Source organism: Lichenicoccus sp., from assembly GCF_965277665.1.
In the GTDB taxonomy this organism is placed as follows: domain Bacteria; phylum Pseudomonadota; class Alphaproteobacteria; order Acetobacterales; family Acetobacteraceae; genus Lichenicoccus.
This window is the reverse complement of the sequence record NZ_OZ255835.1, coordinates 468,234-494,507: the sequence shown is the minus strand read 5'-3', so window position 1 is coordinate 494,507 and position 26,274 is coordinate 468,234. Positions and strand designations below refer to the sequence as shown.

Annotated in this window: 23 protein-coding genes; 11 read left to right on the top strand and 12 right to left on the bottom strand. The window is 69.2% G+C overall.

All coding sequences use genetic code 11. The features are described from left to right. Nucleotides 1-2: 2 nt before the first annotated feature. The 4 genes from ACQY4O_RS02255 to bchF are packed head-to-tail and all read right to left on the bottom strand — an operon-like array spanning nt 3 to nt 7,006. Nucleotides 3-3,590: a magnesium chelatase subunit H gene (locus tag ACQY4O_RS02255; RefSeq protein ID WP_428374620.1), complete on the bottom strand. Its 3,588-nt coding sequence runs from the start codon at nt 3,588-3,590 to the stop codon at nt 3-5. 34 nt (nt 3,591-3,624) lie between these two features. Continuing rightward, a complete protein-coding gene (gene bchB / locus ACQY4O_RS02250; protein ID WP_428374619.1) occupies nt 3,625-5,178 on the bottom strand; it encodes a ferredoxin:protochlorophyllide reductase (ATP-dependent) subunit B in 1,554 nt (517 codons plus the stop codon). Between the two features lie 23 nt (nt 5,179-5,201). Next, nucleotides 5,202-6,476, bottom strand: coding sequence for a ferredoxin:protochlorophyllide reductase (ATP-dependent) subunit N (locus tag ACQY4O_RS02245; protein ID WP_428374618.1), 1,275 nt, complete (start codon nt 6,474-6,476; stop codon nt 5,202-5,204). Then, nucleotides 6,473-7,006 carry a 2-vinyl bacteriochlorophyllide hydratase gene (gene bchF / locus ACQY4O_RS02240; RefSeq protein ID WP_428374617.1) on the bottom strand — a complete coding sequence of 178 codons (534 nt, stop codon included), beginning with the start codon at nt 7,004-7,006 and terminating at the stop codon, nt 6,473-6,475. The genes ACQY4O_RS02245 and bchF overlap by 4 nt, the downstream gene beginning before the upstream one ends. A gap of 200 nt (nt 7,007-7,206) precedes the next feature. On the opposite strand from bchF, the gene ACQY4O_RS02235 reads away from it, so the two are divergent. The 6 genes from ACQY4O_RS02235 to hemC all read left to right on the top strand — a co-directional run bounded on the left by ACQY4O_RS02235 (nt 7,207) and on the right by hemC (nt 13,561). Further along, nucleotides 7,207-8,220 (top strand): cobalamin-dependent protein, encoded by a 1,014-nt coding sequence (locus ACQY4O_RS02235; RefSeq protein ID WP_428374616.1) that lies wholly within the window; start codon nt 7,207-7,209, stop codon nt 8,218-8,220. After that, nucleotides 8,208-9,644 carry a transcriptional regulator PpsR gene (gene ppsR, locus ACQY4O_RS02230; RefSeq protein ID WP_428374615.1) on the top strand — a complete coding sequence of 479 codons (1,437 nt, stop codon included), beginning with the start codon at nt 8,208-8,210 and terminating at the stop codon, nt 9,642-9,644. The genes ACQY4O_RS02235 and ppsR overlap by 13 nt, the downstream gene beginning before the upstream one ends. Nucleotides 9,645-9,660: 16 nt before the next feature. Then, nucleotides 9,661-10,575 carry a chlorophyll synthase ChlG gene (gene chlG / locus ACQY4O_RS02225; RefSeq protein WP_428374614.1) on the top strand — a complete coding sequence of 305 codons (915 nt, stop codon included), beginning with the start codon at nt 9,661-9,663 and terminating at the stop codon, nt 10,573-10,575. A 202-nt stretch (nt 10,576-10,777) separates the two neighbouring features. Further along, nucleotides 10,778-11,986 carry a geranylgeranyl diphosphate reductase gene (locus tag ACQY4O_RS02220; RefSeq protein WP_428374613.1) on the top strand — a complete coding sequence of 403 codons (1,209 nt, stop codon included), beginning with the start codon at nt 10,778-10,780 and terminating at the stop codon, nt 11,984-11,986. 10 nt (nt 11,987-11,996) lie between these two features. Then, the gene (locus ACQY4O_RS02215) at nt 11,997-12,539 is read left to right on the top strand and encodes a TspO/MBR family protein (protein ID WP_428374612.1); all 543 of its coding nucleotides are present in this window, start codon (nt 11,997-11,999) and stop codon (nt 12,537-12,539) included. Beyond that, the gene (gene hemC, locus ACQY4O_RS02210; protein ID WP_428374611.1) at nt 12,536-13,561 is read left to right on the top strand and encodes a hydroxymethylbilane synthase; all 1,026 of its coding nucleotides are present in this window, start codon (nt 12,536-12,538) and stop codon (nt 13,559-13,561) included. Before ACQY4O_RS02215 ends, hemC begins: the two co-directional genes overlap by 4 nt. Before the next feature lie 120 nt (nt 13,562-13,681). Here the strand turns inward: hemC and ACQY4O_RS02205 are convergent, their stop codons facing one another. From ACQY4O_RS02205 to ACQY4O_RS02190, 4 genes are all read right to left on the bottom strand, one after another. Then, nucleotides 13,682-14,047, bottom strand: coding sequence for a hypothetical protein (locus ACQY4O_RS02205; protein ID WP_428374610.1), 366 nt, complete (start codon nt 14,045-14,047; stop codon nt 13,682-13,684). A gap of 333 nt (nt 14,048-14,380) precedes the next feature. Further along, nucleotides 14,381-16,858 carry a phytoene desaturase family protein gene (crtI, locus tag ACQY4O_RS02200; protein WP_428374609.1) on the bottom strand — a complete coding sequence of 826 codons (2,478 nt, stop codon included), beginning with the start codon at nt 16,856-16,858 and terminating at the stop codon, nt 14,381-14,383. An 88-nt stretch (nt 16,859-16,946) separates the two neighbouring features. Then, nucleotides 16,947-17,171 (bottom strand): hypothetical protein, encoded by a 225-nt coding sequence (locus tag ACQY4O_RS02195; RefSeq protein ID WP_428374608.1) that lies wholly within the window; start codon nt 17,169-17,171, stop codon nt 16,947-16,949. Further along, nucleotides 17,165-17,794, bottom strand: coding sequence for a formate/nitrite transporter family protein (locus ACQY4O_RS02190; RefSeq protein ID WP_428374607.1), 630 nt, complete (start codon nt 17,792-17,794; stop codon nt 17,165-17,167). The genes ACQY4O_RS02195 and ACQY4O_RS02190 overlap by 7 nt, the downstream gene beginning before the upstream one ends. A gap of 112 nt (nt 17,795-17,906) precedes the next feature. Between ACQY4O_RS02190 and ACQY4O_RS02185 the strand changes: the two genes are divergently transcribed. Then, complete coding sequence (locus tag ACQY4O_RS02185; protein ID WP_428374606.1) at nt 17,907-18,890, top strand: aldo/keto reductase; 984 nt, start codon at nt 17,907-17,909, stop codon at nt 18,888-18,890. A 96-nt stretch (nt 18,891-18,986) separates the two neighbouring features. Next, entirely contained in the window at nt 18,987-19,694 is a 708-nt protein-coding gene (locus ACQY4O_RS02180) for a TetR/AcrR family transcriptional regulator (protein WP_428374605.1), read from the top strand. On the opposite strand, the gene ACQY4O_RS02175 is transcribed toward ACQY4O_RS02180, so the two are convergent. Continuing rightward, nucleotides 19,659-20,987 (bottom strand): LLM class flavin-dependent oxidoreductase, encoded by a 1,329-nt coding sequence (locus ACQY4O_RS02175; protein ID WP_428374604.1) that lies wholly within the window; start codon nt 20,985-20,987, stop codon nt 19,659-19,661. The two genes, ACQY4O_RS02180 and ACQY4O_RS02175, sit on opposite strands and share 36 nt — an antisense overlap. A gap of 125 nt (nt 20,988-21,112) precedes the next feature. Between ACQY4O_RS02175 and ACQY4O_RS02170 the strand changes: the two genes are divergently transcribed. The 3 genes from ACQY4O_RS02170 to ACQY4O_RS02160 are packed head-to-tail and all read left to right on the top strand — an operon-like array spanning nt 21,113 to nt 22,982. Further along, nucleotides 21,113-21,811: a glutathione S-transferase N-terminal domain-containing protein gene (locus ACQY4O_RS02170; RefSeq protein WP_428374603.1), complete on the top strand. Its 699-nt coding sequence runs from the start codon at nt 21,113-21,115 to the stop codon at nt 21,809-21,811. After that, nucleotides 21,808-22,509 carry an SDR family NAD(P)-dependent oxidoreductase gene (locus ACQY4O_RS02165; protein ID WP_428374602.1) on the top strand — a complete coding sequence of 234 codons (702 nt, stop codon included), beginning with the start codon at nt 21,808-21,810 and terminating at the stop codon, nt 22,507-22,509. Before ACQY4O_RS02170 ends, ACQY4O_RS02165 begins: the two co-directional genes overlap by 4 nt. Further along, nucleotides 22,509-22,982, top strand: coding sequence for a DUF1348 family protein (locus tag ACQY4O_RS02160; protein WP_428374601.1), 474 nt, complete (start codon nt 22,509-22,511; stop codon nt 22,980-22,982). The genes ACQY4O_RS02165 and ACQY4O_RS02160 overlap by 1 nt, the downstream gene beginning before the upstream one ends. Here the strand turns inward: ACQY4O_RS02160 and ACQY4O_RS02155 are convergent. Genes ACQY4O_RS02155 through ACQY4O_RS02145 form a run of 3 tightly spaced genes read right to left on the bottom strand, consistent with a single transcriptional unit; the run spans nt 22,952 to nt 26,273 of the window. Next, nucleotides 22,952-24,055, bottom strand: coding sequence for a CgeB family protein (locus ACQY4O_RS02155; RefSeq protein WP_428374600.1), 1,104 nt, complete (start codon nt 24,053-24,055; stop codon nt 22,952-22,954). The genes ACQY4O_RS02160 and ACQY4O_RS02155 overlap by 31 nt on opposite strands. Next, a complete protein-coding gene (locus tag ACQY4O_RS02150; protein WP_428374599.1) occupies nt 24,052-25,146 on the bottom strand; it encodes a CgeB family protein in 1,095 nt (364 codons plus the stop codon). The genes ACQY4O_RS02155 and ACQY4O_RS02150 overlap by 4 nt, the downstream gene beginning before the upstream one ends. After that, nucleotides 25,143-26,273, bottom strand: coding sequence for a CgeB family protein (locus tag ACQY4O_RS02145; protein WP_428374598.1), 1,131 nt, complete (start codon nt 26,271-26,273; stop codon nt 25,143-25,145). Before ACQY4O_RS02145 ends, ACQY4O_RS02150 begins: the two co-directional genes overlap by 4 nt. Nucleotide 26,274 lies beyond the last annotated feature (1 nt).

Sequence of the window (26,274 nt, the reverse complement as noted above, 5' to 3'; positions counted from 1 at the left end):
GTTCAAGCTGCCACTTCCGCAACGACGCCCTCGAGACGATCCTCCAGCTCCTCGCTGGCATGGTGCAGGTCATCCAGCATCGCCGGATCCGGTGACCAGTAGTTCCGCTCGCTCGCCTCGATCAGGCGGTTGATGATCTGCGCCGAGGCGGTCGGGTTGAGTGATGACAGCCGGTCGCGCATCTGCTTTTCCTGCACGAAGGTCTCCGTCATCTGCCGGTAGACCCAGGGTGCCACCTGGCCGGTCGTGGCCGACCAGCCGAGCGTGTTGGTGACCTGTGCTTCGAGGTTGCGGACCCCTTCGCTGCCGTGCGCGAGCAGCGCCTCGTAGTAGGCCGGGTTCAGCGTGCGGGTGCGCGTCTCCAGCGAGATCTGCTCGCCCAGCGTGCGCACGCTGCCGGCGCCGCGGGTCTGGTCGCCGATGTAGATCTGCGCCTGGGTGCCACGCGCCCGCTGCACCGCGCGGCCGATGCCGCCGAGCGTATCGAAATAATGGTCGATCGTCGTCACCCCGACCTCGACCGATTCCAGGTTCTGGTAGGCGACGTCGACACGTCCGAGGATATGCGACAGCAGCGCATCTTGCCGGCGAGCGCGGCCGTCGATGCCGTAGGCGTGGCCCTTGCGCTTGACGAACACGTCGGCCAGCTCGTTCTCGTCGCTCCAGCCGCCCTGCCCGATGAGCAGATTCACGTTGGACCCGTAGGCGTCGCTGGAGTTGCCGAACACCCGCAGCGCCGCATCCTCGATCGAGCCGCCATTGGCCGACACGAATGCAAGCACGTGCTTACGAATAAAATTCTGCTCCGGGTCCTCGTCCTCGTTGGCGGCGAGGTGGGCGGCCTCGGCGAGCAGGCGCATCTGCAGCGGCAGCAGGTCACGGAAGATGCCCGACAGCGTCAGCACCACGTCGATACGCGGCCGGCCGAGCCGTTCGAGCGGCACCAGCTGCGCGCCGGTCAGGCGGCCATAGCTGTCGTGCCGCGGCTCGGCGCCCATCAGCCACAGCGCCTGCGACAGCGGGCCGCCCTCGGTCTTGAGGTTGTCGGTGCCCCACAGCACCATCGCGATGGTCTCGGGGAGCGCATGGCCCTCCTGGCGATGCCGCTCCAGCAGCCGCTCGGCCTGCAGCGCGCCGTCCTGTACCGCGAAGGCGCTGGGGATGCGGAACGGATCGAGCCCGTGCAGATTACGCCCGGTCGGCAGCATGTCCGGGCTGCGCACGAAGTCGCCGCCGACCACCGGACGGATGTAGCGGGCATCGAGCGCGTGCAGGATCGCCGGTGTCTCGTGGTCCTGTGCCAGCAGCGCATCGATCGAGGCGCGGCGCTCCGGATCGGCCAGCCCCGCCGCGTCCAGCATCGAGCTCCTGGCGTCGGCAGCCATCGGCCGGCCGACCACATGCAGGCCATGCGGGATCAAGGTCTGCTCGAGATCGTGCAGATCGGCGCGCAGGGTGTCGATGCGCAGAGCGATATCATGGGCGGCCCAGGCCGGCTCGGCCGCGCACAGATCGACCGCGGCGGCCTGGCCCTGCAGCAACGACACCAGGGAGGCGCGCTGCTCGGCGTCCGCATCCGGCTCCAGCGTGCGCCAGCGATCGATGCTGGATTTCAGGTCGAGCAGGCCGCGATACAGGCCGGCGGTGCCGAGCGGCGGCGTCATGTAGCTGATCATGGTCGCCCCGGTACGGCGCTTGGCGAGCGCGCCCTCGGACGGGTTGTTGGCGGCATACAGGTAGAAGTTCGGCAGGTCGCCGATCAGCCGGTCCGGCCAGCAGGCGCCCGACATGCCGGCATGCTTGCCGGGCATGAACTCCAGCGCGCCATGGGTGCCGAAATGCAGCACCGCGTGCGCCGCGAAATCCTCGCGCAGGTAGCGGTAGAAGGCCGAGAAGGCGTGCGTCGGCGCGGAGCCGTGCTCGAACAGCATGCGCATCGGGTCGCCCTCGTAGCCGAAGGCCGGCTGGATGCCGACGAACACGTTGCCGAACTGCGCGCCCAGCACCTGGATCGCGCTGCCGTCGCTGCTCTGCCGCCCCGGTGCCGGGCCCCACTGCCGCTCGATATCGGCGAGCCAGCGCTCGCGCCGGACGTGCTCCGCGGCCGGGATGCGGTGCGCGACGTTGGCATCGGTGCCGAGCAGCCGCGCATTGCCGTCGAGCACGCGGGCGCGGAGTGCATCGACATCCGCGGGCACGTCGACCGCATAGCCGCCGGCGGCCAGCGCCTCCAAGGTGTGCTGCAGGCTCTCGAACACCGAGAGGTAGGCGGCTGTCCCGGCAGCCCCCGCATTGGGCGGGAAATTGAACAGCACGATGGCAAGGCGGCGCTCGGCGCGCTTGCTGCGGCGCAGGGCGGCGAGCTTGGCAACCCTGGAGGCGAGCATCGAGGCCCGCTCGGGATGCACCTCCATCTGCCGCTGCTGCCCTTCCTCGGCCTCCGACGAGCGGCCGCCATAGGTCATCGGCCAGATCGCGCCGTCGAGCTCCGGGATCGCCACCATCATCGCCGCCTCGACCGGCAGCAGGCCGCGCGGGTCCTGCTGCCATTGCTGCAGCGTCTGGAACTCGGCCGGATGGGCCGCGACATAGGGCACGTCGAGCTGCGCCAGCACCGCCTCGGCGGCCTTGGCGTCGTTATAGGCCGGTCCGCCGACAAGCGAGAATCCGGTCAGCGACAGCAGGGCGTCGATGGTGCTGACACCATTGCGCAGGAAATACGCCTCGATCGCCGGACGATTGTCGAGACCCGAGGCGAAGGCCGGGATCACACGCAGGCCACGCGCCTCGAGCGAGGCGATGACGCCATCATAGTGCGCGGCATTGCCGGCCAGCACGTAGGAGCGCATCAGCAGCAGCCCGACAGTTCCCGCCTCGCCGACGCGTGCCGGAAGCTGCTCGATGCGCTCGACGATGGGTCCCTTGCCGGCCCCGCCTTTGGCGCCAGGGTGATACAGCCCGACATCGGGATACTCGACGGGCGGGGCTGCCGGCAGCGTGCCACGCAGCGCCTGGCGCGGCCCGTCGGCGTAGCGATCGACCAGCAGGCGCATCATGCCGACGAGGTTGATCTCCGATCCCGCCAGCCAGTATTGCAGGCAGAGGAAATAGGCGCGCACGTCCTGCGCCGGTCCCGGAATGAAGCGCAGCAGCTTCGGCAGCCGCCGCAGCATCGCCATCTGGTCGCGGCCGCTGGACGAACTGCCCTTGCCGCGCGAGCCGCGCAGGCGCTTGAGCATGCCCATCATGCCGGTCGCCTCGGCGGACATGTTGAAGCGCCCGACCCGGGTCAGCCGCACGATCTCGCCGGCACTCAGGCAGCACAGCATCGCATCGCACCGCTCGCGCCGCGCCTGCAGCGCCGGCAGCACCGCCTGGATATGGTCCTCCATGAACAGCATGGTGGCGATCACGATGTCGCCGCGGGCGATGTCCTCGTGGCAGGCGGCGAGCACCGCCGGATCGTGGCCCCATTCATCCGCCGCATGCACCACCAGCTGCAGTCCGGGCAGGTCGCGCCGCAGGATCTGCTCCGCGGCCTGCGCCGCCTGCGCCAGATGGCTGTCCATCGTGACGACGACGATACGCACCGGAGGCGTCGGCGTCGGCGCCGCGGCCGTCGCATCAGCGCGCGAAATGGGCTTTTGCATCATACAGCGTCTCGACTGTGATCAGGGAAAGCCCGCGCTCACGGGCGAACGATTCGGTGTTGCGGCGGGCCTTGCCGCGCACGAAGATCGGAATACGACGCAGCTCGCGCTCGGCCTCCAGCGCCCAACCGGTTTCGGCCGGCGTCGGTTCCGGCTGCGCGGCGACCACGGCCACCGGGGCTGCCGCACCCAGATGCGACGGCTGCGCGTCGGGATGAAACTCGAAATCCTCGCGGAACATCGCCAGCAGATGCTCCTCGAGTCCCATCATCAACGGGTGCACCCAGGTATCGAACAGCACGTTCGCGCCTTCGAAGCCCATCTGCGGCGAGTAGCGCGCCGGGAAGTCCTGCACATGTACCGGTGCTGAGATCACCGCGCAGCCGATGCCCTGCCGTTTCGCGATATGGCGCTCCATCTGGGTGCCGAGCACCAGTTCCGGCTGCAGCGCCTCGATGGCGGACTCGACATCGAGATGATCGTCGGTGATCAGGGCGGTCAGGCCGTAGGAGGATGCCGCCTCGCGCACGTCGCGGGCCTGCTCGCGGGAATACGACCCGAGCCCGACGACGGTGAAGCCGAATTCGCGGCTCGCGACACGCGCGGCGGCGATGGCGTGCGTCGCATCGCCGAAGATGAAGACGCGCTTGCCGGTGAGGTAGGTGGAGTCCACCGAGCGCGAGTACCAGGGCAGCCGCAGGCCGCAGGCGCGTCCGAGGGCCTCGGCATCGATCGCCGGCAGCCCGGCCACCTGCAGCACCTCCTCGATGAAGGCACGCGTCCCGGTGACGCCGACGGGGATGCTGTGCACCGACTTCTGGCCGAAGCGCTTCTCCAGGTAGCGGGCGGCCGGACCCGCGATCTCGGGATACAGCACGATGTTGAAGTCGGCATTGCCGAGCCGCGAGAGGTCGGCCGGCGACGCGCCGAGCGGTGCCGTCACGTTGACCCGCACACCGAGCCGCGTGAGCAGGTCGGTGATTTCGCGGACATCGTCGCGATGGCGGAAGCCGAGGCTCGCGGGGCCAAGCAGGTTGCAGCTCGGAGGATTCTCCGGGGTCCGATTCTCCGGGGTCGCTTTGCTCGCCTCTACCGCGAAGGTGCGGACCAGCTGGTAGAAGGTCTCGGCTGCGCCCCAGTTCTCCTTGCGCTGGTAGGAGGGCAGCTCGAGGGCGATCACGGGGACGTCGAGACCCAGCGCGCGCGCGAGGCCACCCGGATCGTCCTGGATCAGTTCGGCGGTGCAGCTCGCACCCACCAGCAGCGCCTGCGGCTTGAAGCGGGCGCAGGCCTCGCGTGCGGCCTCCTTGAACAGGCTGGCGGTGTCGCCGCCGAGGTCGCGTGCCTGGAAGGTGGTGTAGGTCACCGGCGGCCGCGTGTTGCGGCGCTCGATCATGGTGAACAGCAGGTCGGCATAGGTGTCGCCCTGTGGCGCATGCAGCACGTAGTGCACGTCGCGCATCGCGGATGCGATGCGCATCGCGCCCACATGCGGCGGTCCTTCGTAGGTCCAGAGCGACAGCTCCATGGGCTAGGCCTCCAGCATGGGGCTCAGACCTCCAGCATGGCGCGGCGCGCCAGCGGACGAACGAACAAATTGGCAAGGTCGGCCGCCTGCTCGAAGCCGTGGATTGGGCTGAACAGCAGCTCGATCGACCATTTGGTGGCGATGCCGGCCGCTTCGAGAGGATTGGCGAGACCCAGGCCGCAGATCACCAGATCGGGCCGTGCCGCATGGCAGCGATCGAGCTGCAGGTCGACATCCTGGCCTTCGCTGATCTGCACCGGCGGCAGCATCGCCAGTTCCTCGGCCAGGTGCTGGCGGTGCAGGTACGGCGTGCCGACCTCGACCAGCCGCATCGACATCTCGCGGGCGAGGAAACGCGCCAGCGGGATCTCGAGCTGGCTGTCCGGAAAGAAGAACACGCTGCGTCCGGCGAGCGCGCGTCGCGCCCGCTGCATGGCCGCCATGGCGCGCGCGCGCGGTGCCTCGGAGAGTTTGCCGATGGCCGCGGGTGCGATCCCGAATGCGCGGCACGCGGCTTCGAGCCACAGCGTGGTGCCCTCGATGCCGATCGGGAACGGGGCCGGGATGCGGCGTGCGCCGCGGGCCTCGAGCGCCTTGGCGGTGACCGCCAGGAACGGCTGCGCCAGCAGGTACCGCGTCCGCGGGCCGATCGCGGCGAGCTCCGCTAGCCGGCGCTGCGGCAGGAAGTCGATATGCTCGATGCCGGCCTGGTTCAGCAGGCTCCTGAACTGCGCCTCCACGGTGTCGGGCAGCGCCCCCACCACCAGCAGTCGGCCCGCTGCATCAGCGTCGGCGCCGGCGTCGGGCATCTCCGGCACCAGGGCTGCGAGGCAGGCATCCTCGCCCTCGGTGAAGGTGGTCTCGATGCCGCTGCCGGAATAGGCCAGCACGCGGACGCCGGCCTCGTTCACCCGCGACAGCCGCGCGGCGGCGCGCGACAGGTCGAGCTTGATCACCTCGGACGGGCAGGAGCCGACCAGGAACAGCAGCTTGATCTCGGGCCGGCGCGCCAGCAGGCGCCCCACCACGCGGTCGAGCTCGTCATCGAGGTCGGCGCGCCCGGCGAGATCGCGTTCGCCGATGATCGCGGTCGCGAAGCGCGGCTCGGCAAAGATCATGACGCCGGCAGCCGATTGCAGCAGATGGGCGCAGGTGCGCGAGCCAACCACCAGGAAGAAGGCGTCCTGCATGCGCCGGTGCAGCCAGATGATCCCGGTGAGCCCGCAGAACACCTCGCGCTGCCCTCTTTCTTTCAGGATCGGAGCGGCGCAGGCGGCTGGGTTGACGCTGATATTCATGCGCTAGCCGCCAGCCGCGCAGAACGCAGCTTGAGCAGGAACTGCAGCGCGTTGCCGAGATAGGCGGCGTAGGCCGCAAGGGCCAGCAGCAGCATGCCGGTCTCGTCCAGCCACGATCCGAACAGCGCCACCACATAGGCCGCATGCAGCGCGATCACGCCGAAGCTTGCGACATCCTCCCAGAAGAAGGCCGGTGCCAGCAGGTAGCATCCGAACACGCGATGTTCCCAGATGGCGCCGGTGACCATGATGGCGCAGAGCATCGCGGCCTTGACCAGCACCGAGACATTGGCCGCCTGCGCGCCGCGGCCGGTGACCAGGGCATGCAGGACCAGGCCGAGGCTGACCAGGAACACCAGGAATTGCAGGGGTGCCAGGATCCCCTGCACGAGGGTCCAGACGGAGGCGTCACGACGGCGGCGCTGCTCGGCGGTGTAGAGCGGCCGGCACGCCGGCGGCGAGCCGGTCCGGGCCTTCAGCGCCGCGAGACCGCCTGCGGATCCCAGACTTGTCGTTGTCGTGCTGCCCACGGTCCGCTCCCCGCACCACTGGGGACGACGCTAGGAGCCGTCGGGAGAAAGTGTCAAGCGGATTAGACACAAATCTAGGTTGACACTTTTGCACCGCAGAGGCTTCAGTGTGGCAGGTCGGAAGGAACGGACCCGTGCAGCACGGCTTGCGGATGCAGCAGCGAAGCAGGCCGGGCGCCGTCGACGGTCGGAGTAGCAGCATGGGTCAGCCTGCACCTGCCACCCGGGAGGCCGTGCTGAGGCTGATCGAGAGCGCCATCGTTCCCCGTCTGGCCGATGCCTACCGCGACCGCCAGCAGCGTCGCGTGACAGGCAGGCGCAAGGGCATGCCGGCGGCTCGCCCGGTGACGGACCCGGCGAGCCCGGAGCCGCACCCGGTGCTGCCGACGGTGGACGGCCCGGTCCTGACGTACCCCGACGCCCCTGGCCCCGACGCCCCTGGCCCCGACGCCCCTGGCCCCGACGCCCCTGGCGCCAACGCCCCTGGCCCCGAGGCGATCGCAGCACTCGCCGAGGACGCGATGCGGCTGGACGACGCCGCGATCGGCCGTCATGTCGAGGCCGCCCTGGCTTTTGGCCTGAGCACGGAGAATATCCTGCTCGACCTGCTGGCGCCGGCGGCACGACATCTCGGCGGGCTCTGGATGGAGGACCGCTGCACGATCTGCGACGTGACCCTGGGGGTCATGCGCCTGCAGGCCAGGATGCAGATCCTGCTCGCGACGCTGGCACCCGGCGCCGCGCGGCCGCACCGCTCCGAGCGCAGCATCGCGCTGTGGGCTGTCCCGGGCAGCACGCACCGGTTCGGCGTCGCCATGCTCGCCGAGGTGTTCCGGCTGCGCGGATGGCATGTCGCGCATGGACAGATCGATGATCCGTTCCAGATCGCCGCCGTCCTCAGGGCGCGGGCCTACGATGTCGTCGGTCTGTCGCTGGGCTGCGGCGAGCAGCGCCATGTGCTCGAAGAGTGCATCCGCGCGGCCCGGTTGACCTCACGCAACCGCGAGGTGATCGTGATGGCCGGCGGCCCGGCCTTCATGGCGCAGGAAGGGCTCGCCGGAAGCCTGGACGTGGACGCCGTCGCCGACAATGCGGAAGACGCGCTGCTGCAAGCGGAGACGCTGCTGGACCGCCGTTCGATGCTGCCGGCACCGGCGGCGCGGCACCTGGGGAGCCTCGCTGCGTCGCCCGGAGTTGCTGGATGGTCTGGTTGAACTCGTTCTCCTACGCGGACGCCCTGCTCGGTGATGTGTCCGAGACCGGGGCGTCCGAGATCGGACGCCTGGTCGGGGCGGCGGCCGATCTCGCGTTGCTGATCGACGAGCAGGGCCTGATCCGCGACATCTCGTTCCGCAGCGAGCGCCTGCAGAAGGATCTGCGCGGCGCCTCCGACTGGCTGGGGCGCAGCTGGGCCGAGACCGTCACCAACGACAGCCGCGGCAAGGTCGCAGCCCTGCTGGACGCATCGCAGCGTGATGACGAGGTGCGGCTGCGACACATCAACCATCCGGCGACCAGTGGCGCCGACGTCGCGGTACAATATTCCACTATCCGGTTGCGCGAGGGCAAGGTCACCGCCGCTTTCGGTCAGGATCTGCGCCTGTTCTCGGATCTGCAGCAGAAGCTGATCGACGCCCAGGAGGCGCTGGATCGCGACTACGCGGCCTTGCGCGAGGCGCAGGCCCGCTCGCGGCTGTTGTTCGACGGTGCGAGCGACGCGCTGGTCGCGGTCAACGTCGCCACGCTGAAGATCGCCGAGTTCAATCCGGCTGCGAGCCGCCTGTTCCGCACCGAGATACGCAAGGGCCGCGCCTTTCTCGAGCTGTTCCGCGAGGCGAGCCACCCCAAGGTGCAGCGCTTCGTCACCGCGCTGCAGAACAAGGGGACCGCCGATGCCGCCACCGTGGCGCTCGGCGAGACCGGCGCTCCGGTCAGCATGACCGGCGGCATGCTGCAGAGCGGGGGCACCCTGCTGCTGCTGGCGCGCATCACCGGTCTCGCAACACGCGACGGCACCTCGCTCGAGGCGCTGAACGGGCGGCTGCTCGAGGCACTCGAACAGTCGCCGGACGGCTTCGTGTTCACCGACGCCGACGGCCTGATCCTGGCGGCGAACGCCGCCTATCTCGACATGGTGCAGCTCGCCAATGTCGACCAGGTGCGCGGCCGCTCGCTCGGCGACTGGCTCGGCCAGTCGACCGGCAGCGTCGAGATCGACGTGCTGCTGGCCAACCTTCGCCAGCGTGGCACCGTGCGGCTGTTCAGCACGCTGTTGCGCGGCCAGCACGGCGCCGAACGCCAGGTCGAGATCTCCGCTGTCATCGTCGATGGCGGCGAGCATGCGCGGCTCGGCTTTTCGATCCGCGACGTGGCCCGCCGGCTGACGCAGGTGTCGCCCGAGACCGTCGGCGAGGCACCCGCATCGAACGAGCATCTGGTGGACCTGATCGGGCGCGTCCCGCTCAAGGACCTGGTGCGCGACGCCACCGACGTGATCGAGCGGCTTTGCATCGAGGCCGCCCTGAAGCTGACCGGCAACAACCGCGCCTCCGCCTCCGAGATGCTCGGGCTGAGCCGGCAGAGCCTGTACGTCAAGATGCGCCGGTTCGGCATCGGCAACCTGGACGACAACGAATGAGCCTGAAGGTGCGCCAGTGAGCGACGCGCGCGCGCTCCTCTCGTCGAGGCCGGCGGGAGCACGCTTTGCGTGGCCGCAGCCTCGCGCCATCCTGACCCTGCTCAAGCCGATCACCTGGTTTGCGCCGATCTGGGCGTTCGGCTGCGGCATCGCCTGTTCGGGCCAGCCGCTCGGCACGCGCTGGCCGCTCGCGCTGGGCGGCGCCCTGCTGGCCGGTCCGATGATCTGCGGCACCAGCCAGGCGGTGAATGACTGGTTCGACCGGCATGTCGACGCCATCAACGAACCCGATCGTCCGATCCCGTCCGGACGCATTCCGGGCCGCTGGGGCCTCGCGATCGCGATCGTCTGGACCGGCCTGTCGATGGGGCTGGCCGCGGCACTCGGACCGTGGGTCTCGGTCGCCGCCGGCCTCGGCATGCTCCTCGCCTGGGCGTACAGCGCACCACCCGCGCGGCTGAAGCGCGATGGCTGGGTCGGCAATCTTGCCGTCGCCGTCAGCTACGAAGGCCTGCCGTGGTTCGCCGGCGCTGCCGTCATGCGCGGCGCGTTTCCCGACGGACACGTACTTGTATCGCTGGCGCTCTACAGCCTCGGCGCGCATGGCATCATGACACTGAACGACTTCAAGTCGATCGAGGGTGACCGCCGGATGGGCATTGCCTCGCTGCCGGCACGCCTGGGTGCGGACCGCGCCTGCCGCGTCGCCTGCCTGGTGATGGCAGCGCCGCAACTGGTGGTGGCGGCGCTGCTCGTCGCCTGGGGACGCCCGGTGCATGCGGCGATCGTGATCGCACTCCTGCTCGCGCAGCTGGTGCTGATGCGCCGGCTGCTGCAGGCGCCGCAGGCCCGTGCGCCCTGGTACAACGGCACCGGCACCACGCTGTATGTGATCGGCATGCTGGTCACCGCACTCGCAATCCGGCCATGAGAGGCTGTCTGGAAACACCTGCTGCTGGCGATCCGACGCGGCTTACCTGTGCTCCGGTGCTCACGGCCAGACGGCCGCTCCGCTCCGGTGCTCGCCAAGCCACGCCGGCCGCGACCCTGCGGGCCGCTCTCATCCAGCATCAGGTGTTTCCAGACAACCTCTTACCGCCGCTTCCGTTTCCCGCTGATGGGGCGTTGACAACATGACCGACGAGATGGTGTTCGACTGCGTCGTGGTCGGCGGCGGCCCGGCGGGGGCGACCGCCGCGGCCGACCTCGCCCGTCTTGGCCGCAGCGTCGTGCTGCTGGATCGCGATGGCCGCATCAAGCCCTGCGGCGGCGCCATCCCGCCGCGCCTGATGAGCGAGTTCGAGATCCCCGAGGAGCTGCTGGTGGCGCGCGCGACCGGCGCGCGCGTGTTCTCGCCGTCGTCGCGCGTGGCCGACATGCCGATCGCCGACGGCTATGTCGGCATGGTGGATCGTGACGGCTTCGACGAGTGGCTGCGGCAACGCGCGGCCGCCGCAGGCGCGGTGCGACGGCACGGGGCCTTTGACCGTATCGCGCGCGAGCCGGGCGGCGTGGTGCGTGTGCACTGTCTCGCCGCGGCCGGACGCGATGCGCAGGCACACCCCGCCGCGGATGCCTTCGTGATACGCGCGCGCTGCGTGATCGGCGCCGACGGCGCGCGCTCCGTGGTGGCCAGGCAGGCGATTCGCGGTGCGTCGCGCATGCGCTACGTCTTTGCCTATCACGAGATCATCGCGTCGCCGCCGGCGGAGGATTTCGACGGCTCGAGTTGCGAGGTGCATTATCGCGGCTCGCTCTCGCCGGATTTCTACGGCTGGGTGTTTCCGCACGGCAAGACCACCAGTGTCGGCCTCGGCAGTGCCCGCAAGGGGTTCCGGCTGCGGCCTGCGGTGCAGGCGCTGCGTCTTGCCACCGGCCTGCAGCATGCCCGCACCATCCGGCGCGAGGGCGCGCCGATTCCCCTGCGTCCGCTGCGCCGCTGGGACAATGGCCGCGATGTCGTGCTCGCAGGCGACGCCGCCGGCGTGGTGGCGCCGGCATCCGGCGAGGGCATCTACTACGCAATGACCGGCGGCCGGCTCGCAGCCGACGCGGTCGAGCGATTCTGCCGGACCGGCAACCCGAAGGCGCTCCGCCACGCGCGGCGGCGCTTCATGCGCTCGCACGGCCAGGTGTTCTGGATCCTCGGCATCATGCAGCGCTTCTGGTATGCCTCCGACGCCAGGCGGGAGCGGTTCGTGGCCATCTGCCGCGACACCGACGTGCAGCAGCTGACCTGGGCCGCCTACATGACCAAGGAGCTGGTGCGCGCCAAGCCGCTCGTGCATCTGCGCATCTTTGCCAAGAACATGGCGCACCTCACCGGCCTCGCACCGACATGAGGCGTCGGGCATGAAACGCGACGTGCTCACCGCCGCGGCGTGCGTCACCGCCGTGCTGGGCGCGGGCGGGGCGCTGACCACGATCGGGCCCTGGTACGAGAGCCTGGAGGTGCCGCGCTGGCAGCCGCCGGGATGGGCCTTCGGACCGGTCTGGACGGTGATCGGAACCCTGACCGGAATCGCCGCGGTGCGGTCCTGGAGGCAGGCGCTCAATCGCTCCGAGCGACGCCGCCTGCTGGCCCTGTTCGCGCTGAACGGCGGATTGAACATCCTGTGGAGCGCGCTGTTCTTCAAGCTGCGCCGGCCGGATCTGGCGATGATCGAGACCGTCCCGCTCTGGCTCTCGGTCCTCGCCCTGATCCTGGGGCTGCCACGCGGACGCATCCCGCTTGCCGCCAGCCGCACGACCTGGCTGCTGCTGCCCTACCTGGTCTGGGTGGCGACCGCGGCGATGCTCAACCGGGCGGTCGTGCTGCTCAACCCACCCTTCTCCGGCGCCGCTTATACCGGGACCGCCACGCCCGGGATCGAATTGCAAGGTTCACCGTCATGAGTCTCGAGAGCCCGCTCGCCGTACAGCGCCAAAAGGCTCTCCCGGCACGTCGGCGCCCGGTGACGCCACACGCGCCGACGCTGCCACTCAAGGTCGGCACCCGCGCCTCGCCGCTCGCCCTGACGCAAACACGTGGCTTCCTCGCCATGCTGAGCAACGCCTGTCCGGCGCTGCGCGGGATGGATGTGTTTCGCGAGCAGGTGATGAGCACCACCGGCGACGCAGTACAGCATTGCCGGCTGGCGGAGATCGGCGGCAAGGGCCTGTTCGCCAAGGAGATCCACGAGGCGCTGCTCGACGGGCGCATCGACCTCGCCGTGCACAGCATGAAGGACCTGGAAACCAATCTGCCGCCCGGCATCGTGCTGGCCTGCGTGCTGCCGCGCGAGGATCCTCGCGACGCGCTGATCCTGTCCGATGCGGCCGCCTGCGCGAGCGCCGCCGATCCGTTGTCGGCGCTGCCGCATGGCGCGCTGATCGGCACGTCATCGGTGCGGCGGCAGGCGCAGTTGCTGCACGCGCGGCCGGACCTGAGGATCACCCTGATGCGCGGCAACGTGCAATCGCGGCTCGACAAGGTGGCGTCCGGCCGCTGCGACGCCAGCCTGCTCGCATTGGCCGGGCTGAAGCGTCTCGGCCTCGAGAACGAGGCCTCCATCGTGCTGCCCATCGATGTGATGCTGCCGTCCGCGGCGCAAGGCATCGTTGCCATCACCGCGCGCGCGGACGACATCGTTCTGCGCAACCTGATGCTCGCCTGCGACGACCGCGACAGCCGGATCGCCGCCGATGCGGAGCGGGCGATGCTGCGGGTGCTGGACGGGTCGTGTCGCTCGCCGATCGGCGCGGTCACCACCCGGACAGCGCCGGGGCGCATCAGGCTGACCGGCCTGGTTGCGCGCGAGGACGGCTCGTTCCTGTTGCGTGACAGCATCGAGGCTGCGGATGCAGAGGCACGAGCAGCCGGCGAGGCACTCGGACGCAGCCTCAAGCTGCGCGCGCCGTCGGATATCTTTCTATGAGTTCCGCTCTTTTTCTGAGTTCCACGGACCCTGAGCTCCCCGGACCCTGAGCTCCACGGGCGATGATCCGGCGGCGGGGAGACCGGCAGAGCATGATGCAGGCATCATGCTCTGCCGGTCTCAGTCGATGACGGACCTGATCAGGTCGACCATGGAGTAGCTCATCTTGACGGTCTCGGACGAGAGCCGCGTCTTGTCCGAGATCATTTTCCGCTTGCCCCAGAGATCGTCGAGCGCGCTGACCGCCGGGGCGTGCATGTCGCTCAGCGGAAGCGCCGGCGCCGATGACATCAGGACCAGCAGGAGGATCGATGGCAGATTGGCGCCGTCGCGGTCGATGACTTCCTCGAAGCCGGATTGCTGGTGTTCTTCTCCCGCGACCAGCTTCGTGCGCGGTTTGGCGGGCTTGCTGCGGCCGCGACTGCCGGGAGACGTTCGCAGCTTCGCTGCCATCCGCTTCTCGCCGGTAACCTCACCCATCCGCATGCCCATTCTCCTCGCGCCGGCGCTGGAGCTAGTCGAGAAACATCGCGATCAAGTTCTGCAACGATGGACAGCCTTCGCGTATCCCGCAAGTCATTGCGATCTGGCGACCTGGTCGGGATCCGAGACCATCGGGAAATCCACGCGTTGCCACAACCCGCTGCGTTTGAAAAATAAATCGCCGACAAGTCCGACGTGACGGAGAATTAGTTATGACGCCGATCGCGCAAGCGCATGTGTCACAACCACGTGATAGGGCCTCGCAATAACGGACATCTCACAACTTTCGGCCGCGTGAGAATCGTTGCGCCGCACAATTACGGTTCGCCGCGGCCATTACTGTAATTCATGCACTGCAACATAAGTATCGATGAGCGCATCCGCCGCTTTGCCGGCTGGCTGCGGTCCGCACACGACACGTGCCAGGAGCAACAGCCGCCGGCTGGTCGGAACCCGGACGCGTCCCGCTGCGAGGTAGCCCGCGCCCGCATCGACGATCATCCGGCCGATCTCCTCGTAGAGGCGAGCCGCCACGCGTATGGCGGCACGCGGCCGCGACGGCAGGAATTTCATCCCGGCTTCGGCGCTGCGGTAATGCCGGTCGGCGAGTGCCAGCAGCCGCTGCACCGCCCGGTACACCGCGGCCGCATTTTGGGTCAGCGCGATGCCCTGCACCGATAGATCTGCAGGCAGCCACGCCGCCGGCAGATACAGGCGTCCGCGTGCCGCATCCTCGACCACGTCGCGCGCGATATTGGTGAGCTGCATGGCGATGCCCAGATCGACCGCGTAGCGCCGGCCGGCCGCATCGCGGAGTCCCAGCATGTCGTACATCATCAGCCCGACCGTGCCGGCCGCACCGTAGGCGTAGCGCAGCAGCGCCGCCTCGTCCGCCACCGCAAGCGGCGCCAGATCCAGGATCATGGTGTCGATCAAGGCCAGCGCCGGGTGCAGGTCGATGTCGCGCCGGCCTGCGATTTCCAGCAGCGGGGCGGCCCGCACGTGCCGCGCATCCGACGCCGCGACCGCGTGGCGGAGATCCAGCAAGGCGCCCCGCGCCACGTCCGGGTCATCCGCAAGGTCGGCCAGATCGTCGACCTGGCGGCAGAAGGCGTAGAGCGTCGCTGCATCCTCGAGGTCGCGGCGACGCAGCAGCGTGCCGGCCAGCCGGAAGCTTCGCCCATGCCGCGCCAGCGTGCTCAGCGCCGAACCGCCCGGCTGGCGCGCCGAGCGTCGCGGCCGGGCTCCGGGCCGTGCGCGCCGGTTTCGCAGCGATCCGGCCCGCTCGGCTTCAAGCAACGATTGCACAACCTTCGCTGAGCACAGGACGCCTGGCACGCCGGCCCCGGGATGGGTTCCGGCGCCGACAAGATACAGCCCTTCGGCCCGCCTGACACGGTTATGGAACCGGAAACCTGCCGATTGCAGCAGGCTCGGCGCGACCGAGAAGCCGGCCCCGTGGGTGCTGAGCAGATCGCGGGCAAAATCCCGCGGCGTGATGCAGCGCAGGGTGGTGATGTGGGCGCGCAGCCCGGGCAGCTCCCTCGCCTCGAGGATCGAGAGGATACGCTCGCGGAAGGCCGGCTCCATCCGCTCCCAGTCGATCGACGATTGCAGGTTGGGAACCGGTGCCAGCACGTAGAACCCATCGCATCCGGGCGGCGCCAGGGACGGATCGGTCGCTCCGGGGCGGTGCAGGTAGAGCGAAGGGTCGTCCGGAAGCCCCGCGCTGCCGTCGAAGATCTCGTCGAGCAGCGCCTTGTAGTCCTCGCCGAGGATGATCGTATGATGCGCGGTCGCCGGCCATTGCCGGTCGGTGCCGAAATACAGCACATAGAGCCCCATCGAATAGCGCCAGCGCCGCCATCCTTCCCGGCGGCCGAGCAGATGGCGGTGCACGTAGGGCGCGTCGGCATTCGCCACGACGACGGACGCGGCGAGCATGCTGCCATCGTCGAGCACGACGCCGCGCACCGTGCCGCGCTCCACGACGATGCGCGACACCGTGGTTGCGGTGCGCAGCGCAACCCCGTGCCGCGCCGCGAGTGCCAGGAGCGCTGCCACCAGGGCGCCGGTGCCACCACGCGCGAACCACACGCCCCAGCGCTGCTCGAGATGCTGGATCAGCGCATAGATCGCGCTGGTACGATAGGGATGGCCGCCGATCAGCAGGGTCTGCAACGTGAACGCACGCTGCAGTTCGGGGCTGCGTATATGACGCCGCACCAGTGCGTGCAGCGAGCGCAGGCCGCCCAGACGGATGATCGCCGGAAACGCCCGCAGCATGGTCTGCCAGCGATCGAACGAGGTGCCCCCGTAGCGCTCGTAGCCGACCTCGAACAGCTGCCGCGCACGCCGCGCCAGTCGTCGGTAGCCGGCGCCGTTGCCCGGGGCGAACGCCTCGACCTCCGCCTCCATGCCGCGCCCGGTGCCGCCATAGTCGAAATGCCGCCGATCGGGAAAGGTGATCCGATACCACGGACGCACGGCCAGCAGATCGACATGGTCGGCAAGCCGTTCGCCGAACAATTCGAACAGTTCCTCGAACAGGTATGGCGCGGTGATGACTGTCGGGCCGGCATCGAAGATGTAGCCGTCCTGCGAGAACACCCGGGCGCGGCCGCCGGGCTGTCGGCATCGCTCCAGGATGGTGACGCGGTAGCCGAGGGCGCGCAACCGCAGCGCCACGGCGATGCCCCCCAGGCCGGCGCCGACAACCAGGGCATCCTCGACTGCGTCAGGCGCTGCGCCAGGCCATGCGTCTGGCAGTGGGGGGACCGACTGCAGGACGGCTGGATGGGTACGCCACCTCATGCCCGATGGAACCTCCTGTACGCCGGACGGATCGTGCCCCACCATGCAAGAGGCGTCCAGCCTGCGCATGCAAGCTGACGCGTGCTAGCTAGACCTCCGCGTCGGAGCGCAACGGCGCGTGGTTCAGGATCGCGACCAGGGAGACGCCGCCGAGCGTATTGCCGATGAGCGTCGGCAGCGCGAAACGTAGCAGATAATCGAGCGGTGTCGCGTGGCCGCTGAACACCGCGAAGGCCGCTTCGACGGAACCTGCCACCATGTGCGAGAATTGCCCGATCGCGACCACGTAGGTCAGGATCATGATGATCAGCACCTGCGCCGGCCCGGCGCCGGCAGCAGCCAGACCATCAACGCGATCAGCCATCCGGCCAGCAGGGACTTCACCGCCATCGGCCAGAAGCCGCTATCGAGCGATGCGGTGCTGATCTCGTTCAACGCGGCCCAGGTCTGCGGCTTGAACAAACCCTGGTGGCCGATGAGCCAGGCAAAGATGATCGTTCCGATGAGGTTCGTGATCAGCACGATCAGCCACAGGCGCAGCAATTTCGCGATCGTTCCGGACGAGCTGCGACTGAGCACCGGCAGCACCGCGGTCAGCGTGCTCTCGGTGAAAAGCTGCTGGCGTCCGAGGACGGCGATCAGGAAGCCCACCGTGTAGCCGGCGCCGTCGACCAGGATCGCCCAGGGCTGGTCGGGCAACGCCCCGCGCATGATGCCCATGACCAGGAACGAGAAACCCATCGAGAGCCCGGCGGCGAGACCCGACCAGGCCAGCGAGCCGAAGCCGCGTTCGAGGTCGGCTTCGCCTTCCTCGAGCACGAGGTCGTGGATCTCCTTGGCATCCGGCAGTGCGGGGACGTGCGGCAGCGCGGGCTCGCTGTTCTTCCGCGCCTTCTGGCCGTCCTCGCCGCTCCCGTCATCGGTCTTGCCGGTCAACGGACCCTCCACCGCCGGGCGGCCCGGGCATGGCGCCGCCATCGCGCGCAAGGATGGCACGCGGCCGCGTTCGCGGCCATGATCGCCTCGGACCGTTCTCGGAGGCACCGGCATGACCCGCTATCGACCACCCGGACCGCTCGGCTGCGGCGGCGCTCCCCTGGGCAACCTGTTCGGCCGGGTGGAGGACGCCGAGGCGCTGGCGGTGCTGGATACGGCCTGGCAGGCCGGCGTGCGCCATTACGACACCGCGCCGTTCTACGGCTTCGGCCTGTCGGAGCACCGCGTCGGGCAGGCCCTGCGGCCGCGGCCTCGCGATGCGTTCATGTTGTCCACCAAGGTCGGACGCATGCTGGTGCCGGCGCCGGGCCCCGGCCTGCCGGAGGAGCGCTCGTCCTTCGTCGGCGGGCTGCCGTTCGGCATCCGCTACGATTATTCCGCCGACGGCGCCCGGCGCTCGGTGGAGGACAGCCTGCAACGGCTCGGCCTGGCGCGCATCGACGTGGTCTATATCCACGATGTCGGCGAGGACACGCACGGGGCGGACTGGCAGGAGCGCTGCGACCAGGCGATGGCCGGGGCGGCGCCGGCCCTGACGCGGCTGCGCGAGGAAGGGGTGATCAAGGCCTGGGGCCTCGGCGTGAACCGCATCGAGCCGTGCCTGCGCGCGCTGCAGCAGGCCGACCCGGACATTTTTCTTGCCGCCGGGCGCTACACGCTGCTCGACACCGGTGCGCTCGGGACGCTGCTGCCTCGCTGTGCCGGGCGCGATGTGAGCGTGGTGATGGGCGGCCCGTACAATTCGGGCCTGCTCACCGGCGGCAACACCTACGACTATGTGCAGGCGCCCGCCGCCCTGGTGGCGCGGCGGGACGCAATCGCCGCCCTGTGCCGGCGCCACGATGTCGACCTGCGTGCCGCTGCCTTGCAGTTCTGTACCGCGCATCCTGTGGTCGCCGCCGCCATCCCCGGCGCCCGCAGCGTCGCCGAGATGCGGCAGAACGCGGCGCTGATGACGGCGCCGATCCCGGCCGCTTTGTGGGCCGACCTGAAACAGGCCGGCCTGATCCCGGAGCATGCCCCGGTGCCCGCGTAGGACGAGGCGGCGGCCGCCGGCTTTGGTGATTGGACCGGCCGGCGCCCCGGCCGTATCACTCCACCTACAGATTTCTGGTAGTGTCCGATCCGGACGGTGCAACCTGAACGGGACGACGAGACGATGGGACGCCCGCGCGAATTCGATCCCGACGAGGCGCTGGCCGCAGCACTCGACGTGTTCTGGCGCAAGGGATTCGAGGGTGCCTCGATGACCGACCTGACCGACGCCATGCGGATCACCCGGCCCAGCCTGTATGCCGCCTTCGGCAACAAGGAGGCGCTGTTCCGCCGCGCCCTCGACAGCTACCAGTCGACCTGCATGGCCTTCACCCTGGAGGCCCTGTCGCAGCCGACCGCGCGCCTGGTCGCCGAGCGGATGCTGTATGGCTGCGCCGACGCGCAGACCGATGCCCGGCATCCGCCCGGCTGCCTCGGCACCAATGGCGCGCTCGCCTGCTCGACGGCCACCGAGCCGATCCGCCTGGAACTGGTGGCCCGCCGCAATGCCGGCGAGATGGCCCTGCGGCAGCGCCTGGAGCGGGCACGCCTGGAGGGCGACCTGCCGCCGGAAGCCGACCCCGCCGCCCTCGCCAGCTATGTGATGACGATGATGCAGGGCATGGCCGTGCAGGCCGCGTCCGGCGCGAGCCGAGCCACGCTCTACCGGGCCGTGGAAACCGCGCTCGGGGCATGGCCCGCGGCGGAGGCCGCTCTGGTCGGGCCCGCGGCGAACGCCGCCTCAGTCGCGCCCGCAACGGAGGCAGCCCTAATCAGGAAAGAAGCGGTTTGCCGGACGGGGTAGGCCGAGATGCTCGCGTAGCGTCGTGCCCTCGTACGCGCGCCTGAACAGGCCGCGCCGCTGCAGTTCCGGCACCACCTCGGCCACGAACTCGTCGAGGCCGCCGGGCACCCAGGGGAACATGATGTTGAAGCCGTCCGAGCCCTCGCCAAGCAGCCACGCCTCCATCTCGTCGGCGATGCCGTGCGCGGTGCCGACAAAGGCGAGCCCGGCATAGCTGCCCGCCCGCTGCGCCAGGGCGCGAATGCTGAGCCCGTCACGGGCGGCCATCTCGACGATGCGGGCCCGCGCACTCTTGCCGGCATTGGTCTGCGGGATCTCCGGCAGCGGACCGTCCGGGTCGTAGCCGGAGACATCGTGGCCCAGCATGCCGTTCAGCGACGCGATGCCGCTGTCGTAGTGCACCAGGCTGTCAAGATGCGCGCGCTTGGCCTGCGCCTCGGCCAGAGTCTCGCCGACGACGACGAAGGCGGCCGGCAGGATCTTCAGGTGGTCGGGGTTGCGTCCGAGCCGTCGCATGCGGCCCTTGATGTCGGCATACAGCCGCTGTCCCGCGGCAAGGTCCGGCTCGGCGGCGAACACCACCTCCGCGGTCTCGGCCGCCAGCTGGCGGCCCGGCTCGGAGGACCCCGCCTGCACCACCACCGGCCAGCCTTGTATCGGCCGCGCGATGTTGAGCGGACCACGCACGTTCAAGGCCGGCCCCTTGTGGTCGAGCACGTGCATGCGGCCGGGATCGAAGTAGATGCCGCTCTCGACGTCGCGCACGAAGGCGTCGTCGGCGAAGCTGTCCCAGAGCCCGGTGACGACGTCGTAGAACTCGCGGGCCCGCACGTAGCGGGCATCGTGGTCGATCTGGTCCTCGTAGCCAAAATTCAGCGCGGCGTTCGGATTGGCGGTGGTCACGATGTTCCAGCCGGCGCGTCCGCCGCTCAGATGGTCCAGCGACGCGAACCGACGGGCGACGTGGTACGGCTCGTCGAAGGTGGTGGACGCGGTCGCCACCAGGCCGATGCGCCCGGTCACCGCGGCCAGCGCCGCGAGCAGGGTGAACGGCTCGAACGAGGTGACGGTGTGGCTGCGCTTCAGCGCGCGCAGAGGCATGTTCAGCACCGCGAGGTGGTCGGCCATGAAGAAGGCATCGAAGCAGGCCCGCTCCAATGTCTGCGCGAAATGCTTCTGCTGGGCAAAATTGAAGTTCGCGTCGGGGATGGCGCCGGGATAGCGCCAGGCGCCGGTATGGATGCTCACCGGCCGTATGAAGGCGCCCAAGTGCATCTTGCGTGCAGCGCTCATGCGCGTCTTGCCTCCGCTCTCATTGGGTGCTCCGATCCAAAGCCCGTCCGGGCGACAGTGCGCCGGCGCCAGCGCACTTCCCAGCGGACGTTGATGACGGGACGCGGCATGACCAGGAGCCCTGCATGATCGACCTCTACTACTGGACGACGCCGAACGGCCACAAGGTGACGCTGTTCCTCGAGGAGACCGGGCTCGAGTACAAGATCTTTCCGATCAATATCGGCAAGGGTGAGCAGTTCCGGCCGGACTTCCTGGCGATCGCGCCGAACAACCGCATCCCGGCCATCGTCGACCAGGCGCCGACCGGTGGCGGCGCGCCGATCTCGCTGTTCGAGAGCGGCGCGATCCTGCTGTACCTCGCGGAAAAGACCGGACGGTTCATCCCGTCCGGGCTGCATGCGCGCGCCGAAATCCTGCAATGGCTGTTCTGGCAGATGGGCGGCCTCGGACCGATGGCCGGCCAGAACCACCATTTCCGCAACTACGCCCCGGAGAAGATCCCGTATGCGATCGACCGCTATGTCAAGGAGACCAACCGACTCTATGGCGTGCTGAACCACCGGCTGGCCGACCGCGCCTTCGTGGCCGGTCCGGACTACACGATCGCGGACATGGCGTCCTATCCGTGGATCCTGCCGGATGCCCAGGGCCAGACGCTGGACGACTTTCCGCACCTTGCCCGCTGGCACGCCGCCATCAAGGCGCGCCCGGCGACGACGCGCGCCTACGATCTGGTCCAGCAGATCAATCCGGGCGCCGGCGGCATACGCACCGAGGAGGAGCGCAAGATCCTGTTCGGCCAAAGCTCAGCCAAGGCATGAGCGCGGTTCCGTATCGGACGGCGCTGATCGTCGGCGCCGGACCGGGGATCAGCGCCTCGGTCGCGCGCCAGCTTGCACAAGCGGGCCTGAAGGTCGGCCTGGCGGCACGCAGCATCGACAGGCTGGCGCCGCTGGCATCCGAACTCGGCGCGGCGCGCTACAGCGTCGATGCCCGCGATCCGGCCGCGGTTGCGACCCTGTTCGAGCGCATGGACGCCGAGGTCGGCGTGCCGGATCTCGTGCTCTACAATGCGAGCGGGCGGGTGCGCGGACCGATCGCCGAACTCGATCCCGACGCGGTGCGCCACGCCATCGAGGTGTCGGCGTTCGGCGGCTTCCTGGTCGTGCAGCAGGCCGTGCGTCGCATGCTGCCGCGCCGGCACGGGGCGATCCTGCTCACCGGGGCGTCGGCCAGCGTCAAGGGGTATCCGAACTCGTCGGCGTTCGCGATGGGCAAGTTCGCGCTGCGCGGGCTGGCGCAGAGTGCGGCTAGGGAACTGGCGCCCGCCGGCATCCATGTGGCGCATTTCGTGATCGATGGCGGCGTGCGCAGCGACAGCCGCGCCGATCCCGCGGACCAGCCGGACAGCACCCTCGATCCCGACGCGATCGCCCAGAGCTATCTCGACATGCTGCGGCAGCCGCGCAATGCTTGGAGCTGGGAGCTCGCGCTGCGGCCGTGGGTGGAGCATTTCTGATGGGCGATACCCGGCCGCCATTGCCTCCCTTCACCCGGGACACCGCCTTGCAGAAGGTGCGTGCCGCCGAGGATGGCTGGAACGGCTGCAACCCCGAAAAGGTGGCACTCGCCTACAGCCCGGACAGCCGTTGGCGCAACAGATCCGAATTCTTCACCGGACGGCCGGCGATCATCGCCTTCCTGACGCGCAAATGGGCGGACGAGCGGGAGTACCGGCTGATCAAGGAGCTCTGGGCGTTCACGGATAACCGCATCGCGGTGCGTTTCGCATACGAGTTCCATGATGCGGGTGGAAGCTGGTTCCGCGCCTATGGCAACGAGAACTGGGAGTTCGACAAGCACGGCCTGATGCGTGCGCGACATGCCAGCATCAACGACCTGCCGATCACGCCGGGCGAGCGCAAGTTCCAGTGGGATCGGTCTTCGCCGCGTCCAGCCGATCATCCCGGATTGAGTGATCTCGGGCTCTGAGCGGCCACCCGGTCCAGGGCGTCGTTCAGCATCGCGGCCCTGGCGGTTCCGGTATGCGATGCCAGCACGATGTCGCGCGCCGCGGCGGCGAATTTGCTCCTCTGTTCCTCGGGCATCTCCTGAAGGGCCCACACGACATCCCCGGATGAATGCGCGACCAGCACGGCCTCGCCCACCGGCAGCAGGTCGGCGAGGCCGTCCCAGTCGTCGCTGATGATCGGCGTGCCGCAGGCGGCCGCCTCGAACAGCCGCACGCTCGGGGAGTGGCCGGCCGCGATCATGTCGGCACGGGTGACGTTCAGCGTGTATCTCTGCGCGGCATAGAAGCCGGGATGCTCGGACGGCGGCAGATGCTCGATGCGCTCGACATTGCCGGGCCAGTCGATGTCGGACGGATATTGCGGTCCCGCCACGACGAAGCGTTGCTGCGGCAGTCGCCGGGCCGGCTCGATCAGCAGCCGCAGCAAGGCCGGCTGGCGGTCCTCGCTGTAGGTGCCGAGATAGCCGAGATCCCAGCGCCGGGTGGCACCGGCGCCGGGCCGGTAGCGCGTCTCGTCGACCGCGCAATAGAACGCCACCGGATGCCGCGCGCGATAATCCCGGGCCAGCCGGTCGAGCATGCGACCGCCGGAAAACGACAGGTACAGATCCAGCAGCGGGATCTGAAGCGGCGCGATATAGGCGCAGTCGCCACGATCCAGGCTGGCCAGCGTCACCGGCGTGTCGATGTCGTAGAACACGCGCGTGCCGCGGGCGATACGCAGCACCAGGTCGAGCACGTCGATGCCGTCCGGGACATAGGAGCCGACGATGACCGCATCCGCCGAGGCGATGGCGGCGGCATGATGTCCACGTAACGCTTCGAGGTCATCGTAGAAGGCGAGACGGCAGAAATCCGGTGCTGGCAGATCACGGTTCGATGCATACCAGGGCACGTCGCGCTCGAGGAACAGGACATCGTGGCCCAGTCCGCGCAGTCCGCGCAGCAATGCGCGGAACGTCGTCGCATGGCCGTTGCCCCAGGAGGAGCTGAGCGACAGGCCGAGCACGACGATCCGCAAACTCTCCCTCATGCGGGGAGGCCGGCGCGTTTGGCAGCAAGGGTATCGACCAGCAGGCGATCGAGCTGCACCGCGCGCCGATCGTAGGTGTGCTCGCGCAGGATACGCGCGAGGCCGGCTTGGCCGATGCGTGCCGCATCCCGCGGATCGAGGCTACGCAACGCTTCGACCACGTCCGCGCCGTCACGCACCACCAGCACCTCCCGGCCCGGCTCGAGGAACACCGCCAGTCCGTCCCAATGATCGGTCATCAGGCAGGCGCCGCTGCCCGCCACCTCGAACACCCGGGTCGCCGGCGAGAACCCCATCCGCGCCATGCTGTCACGGCTGATATTGAGCACGACGCCGGCGCTGGCATTGAGCGCGTTGTGCGTGCCGGTCGCGACATGCCCGAGCTTGACCACGTTGCCGGAACAGGGCTTGTCGGCCCATCCGGAACCGCCGAGCAGGAAGCGGCGGTCCGCCAGTTGGGCTGCCGGGCGCAGCAGGAATGCCTCGACGCGCGCCTCCCGGTCCGGCAGCCGGTTGCCGAGAAAGCTGAGGTCGGAGACATAGCGCGCATCGGGCGGTACCGGATGGTGCGTCGCGGGATCGAGTGCGTTGTAGATCGGGATGCAGTCGCGGGCTCCGAAGCCGCGATACGCGTCCGTCACCGGAGCGCCGCCGCCATAGGTGAGCACGAGATCGAGCGAGCCCAGTGCCCGGCGCAGCGGATGCTCCGGATCGTTGCGGATGTCGGCGAGCGTCGCCGGCGCATCGACGTCCCAGAACAGGCAGAGCGACTGCGCTTGCCTGGCCGCCAGAACGCCCGCCAGCAGCGCGTCGTCCGCATAGCCGACCCCGCTCGCCTTGACGACGACGTCCGCGCCGCGCATCCCGTCCAGGGCGCGGCGCACACCCTCCGGCGAGGCCTCATACACCACGACGCGGCACCAGGATGGCGGCTCGATGTCGCGATGCGACTGCCGGTCGAAGGCGTCGGGTTCGTAGAAGCAGATCTCGTGTCCGTGCGCCGCGAGCGCGCGCAGGATACCGCGATAATAGGTTGCGGCGCCGTTCCAGTATGAGGAAAGCAGGCTGGAACCATAGAATGCGATCTTCAAGGCACGGCCTCGAGCTGTACTACCTGCCGCATCACCCTCGTGCTGCCTCGGGCCGCAAGGATGTGCAACAATTCGTCGACGCGATGCGCGCAGGTATGCCGCGCCAGGATCGCCGCCCGGCCGTTGCGGGCAATTTCCGCACGCATCGCCGCGTCGTTGTCCAGCGCGCGCAACTGCGCCGTCATCCCGGCGCCATCCCGGACCGACAGGAAATCACGGCCGGGCGCGAACAGCTGCTCGTTATCGTTCCACGGCGCGCTGACCAGTGGAATTCCGCAGGCCAGCACTTCGAAGACGCGTATGGTGGGGATGCCCGGCAGCGCCTCGACATAGGGCCGCCGTGGCACATGCACCGTCATCCGGTGTCGCGCGAACGCAGCCGGCGCGTCTGCATTCGCAATCCAGCCGCCATAGGCGAGCGACGTCGTGGCCAAGGCCTGCAGCGCATGCGCGGGATAGCGGACCCCGTGCACGACACCCGGCAGATCCAGGGTCCGTGCGGGCTCGATCAGGAACTCCTGCAGTTCGCGCTCGCGCTCGCCGTCGCCCCAGTTGCCGATCCAGATCAGGCCGGTTCGCGCGCACTCTGCCGCCGGAGGCCGGAACAGCCGGACGTCCGCCGCCTCATGCCAGGTGAACACATGCCGTCCCCAGCCCTGCAGCAGGTAGCGCTCGCGCAGACTCTCGCCGAATGCCAGCACCGCATCGTAGCCGTCCAGCGCCATGGCATCGATGGCCTGCCGGTCGGACACGCCGCGATGGTGGGTGTCGTGGAACAGCAGGGTGAAGTCGGCGCCGGCCCGTCGCATGGCGCCGAGCCTGGCCACCAGCGCGGGATCAGTCCACTCATGCACCAGCACCACGTCGGCATCGTCGAGCGCCGCCTCGTGGTCGAAGCTCGCATCGTAGGTGAGGCTCGTCAGCTCGGGAAAATCCGCCGTAAAGCGCGCCGCCGCCGCGCATCCCTGCGCGGCCAACAGATTGCTCCGGCTCCAGCTGTCGGCAGGCTCCAGGGCGAGAGTTGGATGGCCCCTCGCCTGCAACTCGCGCAGCACGCCGCGCAGGAAATGCGCGTTGCCGTGGTTCCAGTCCGAAACCAGCGAGTGCGTGTAGAGCACGAAGCGCATG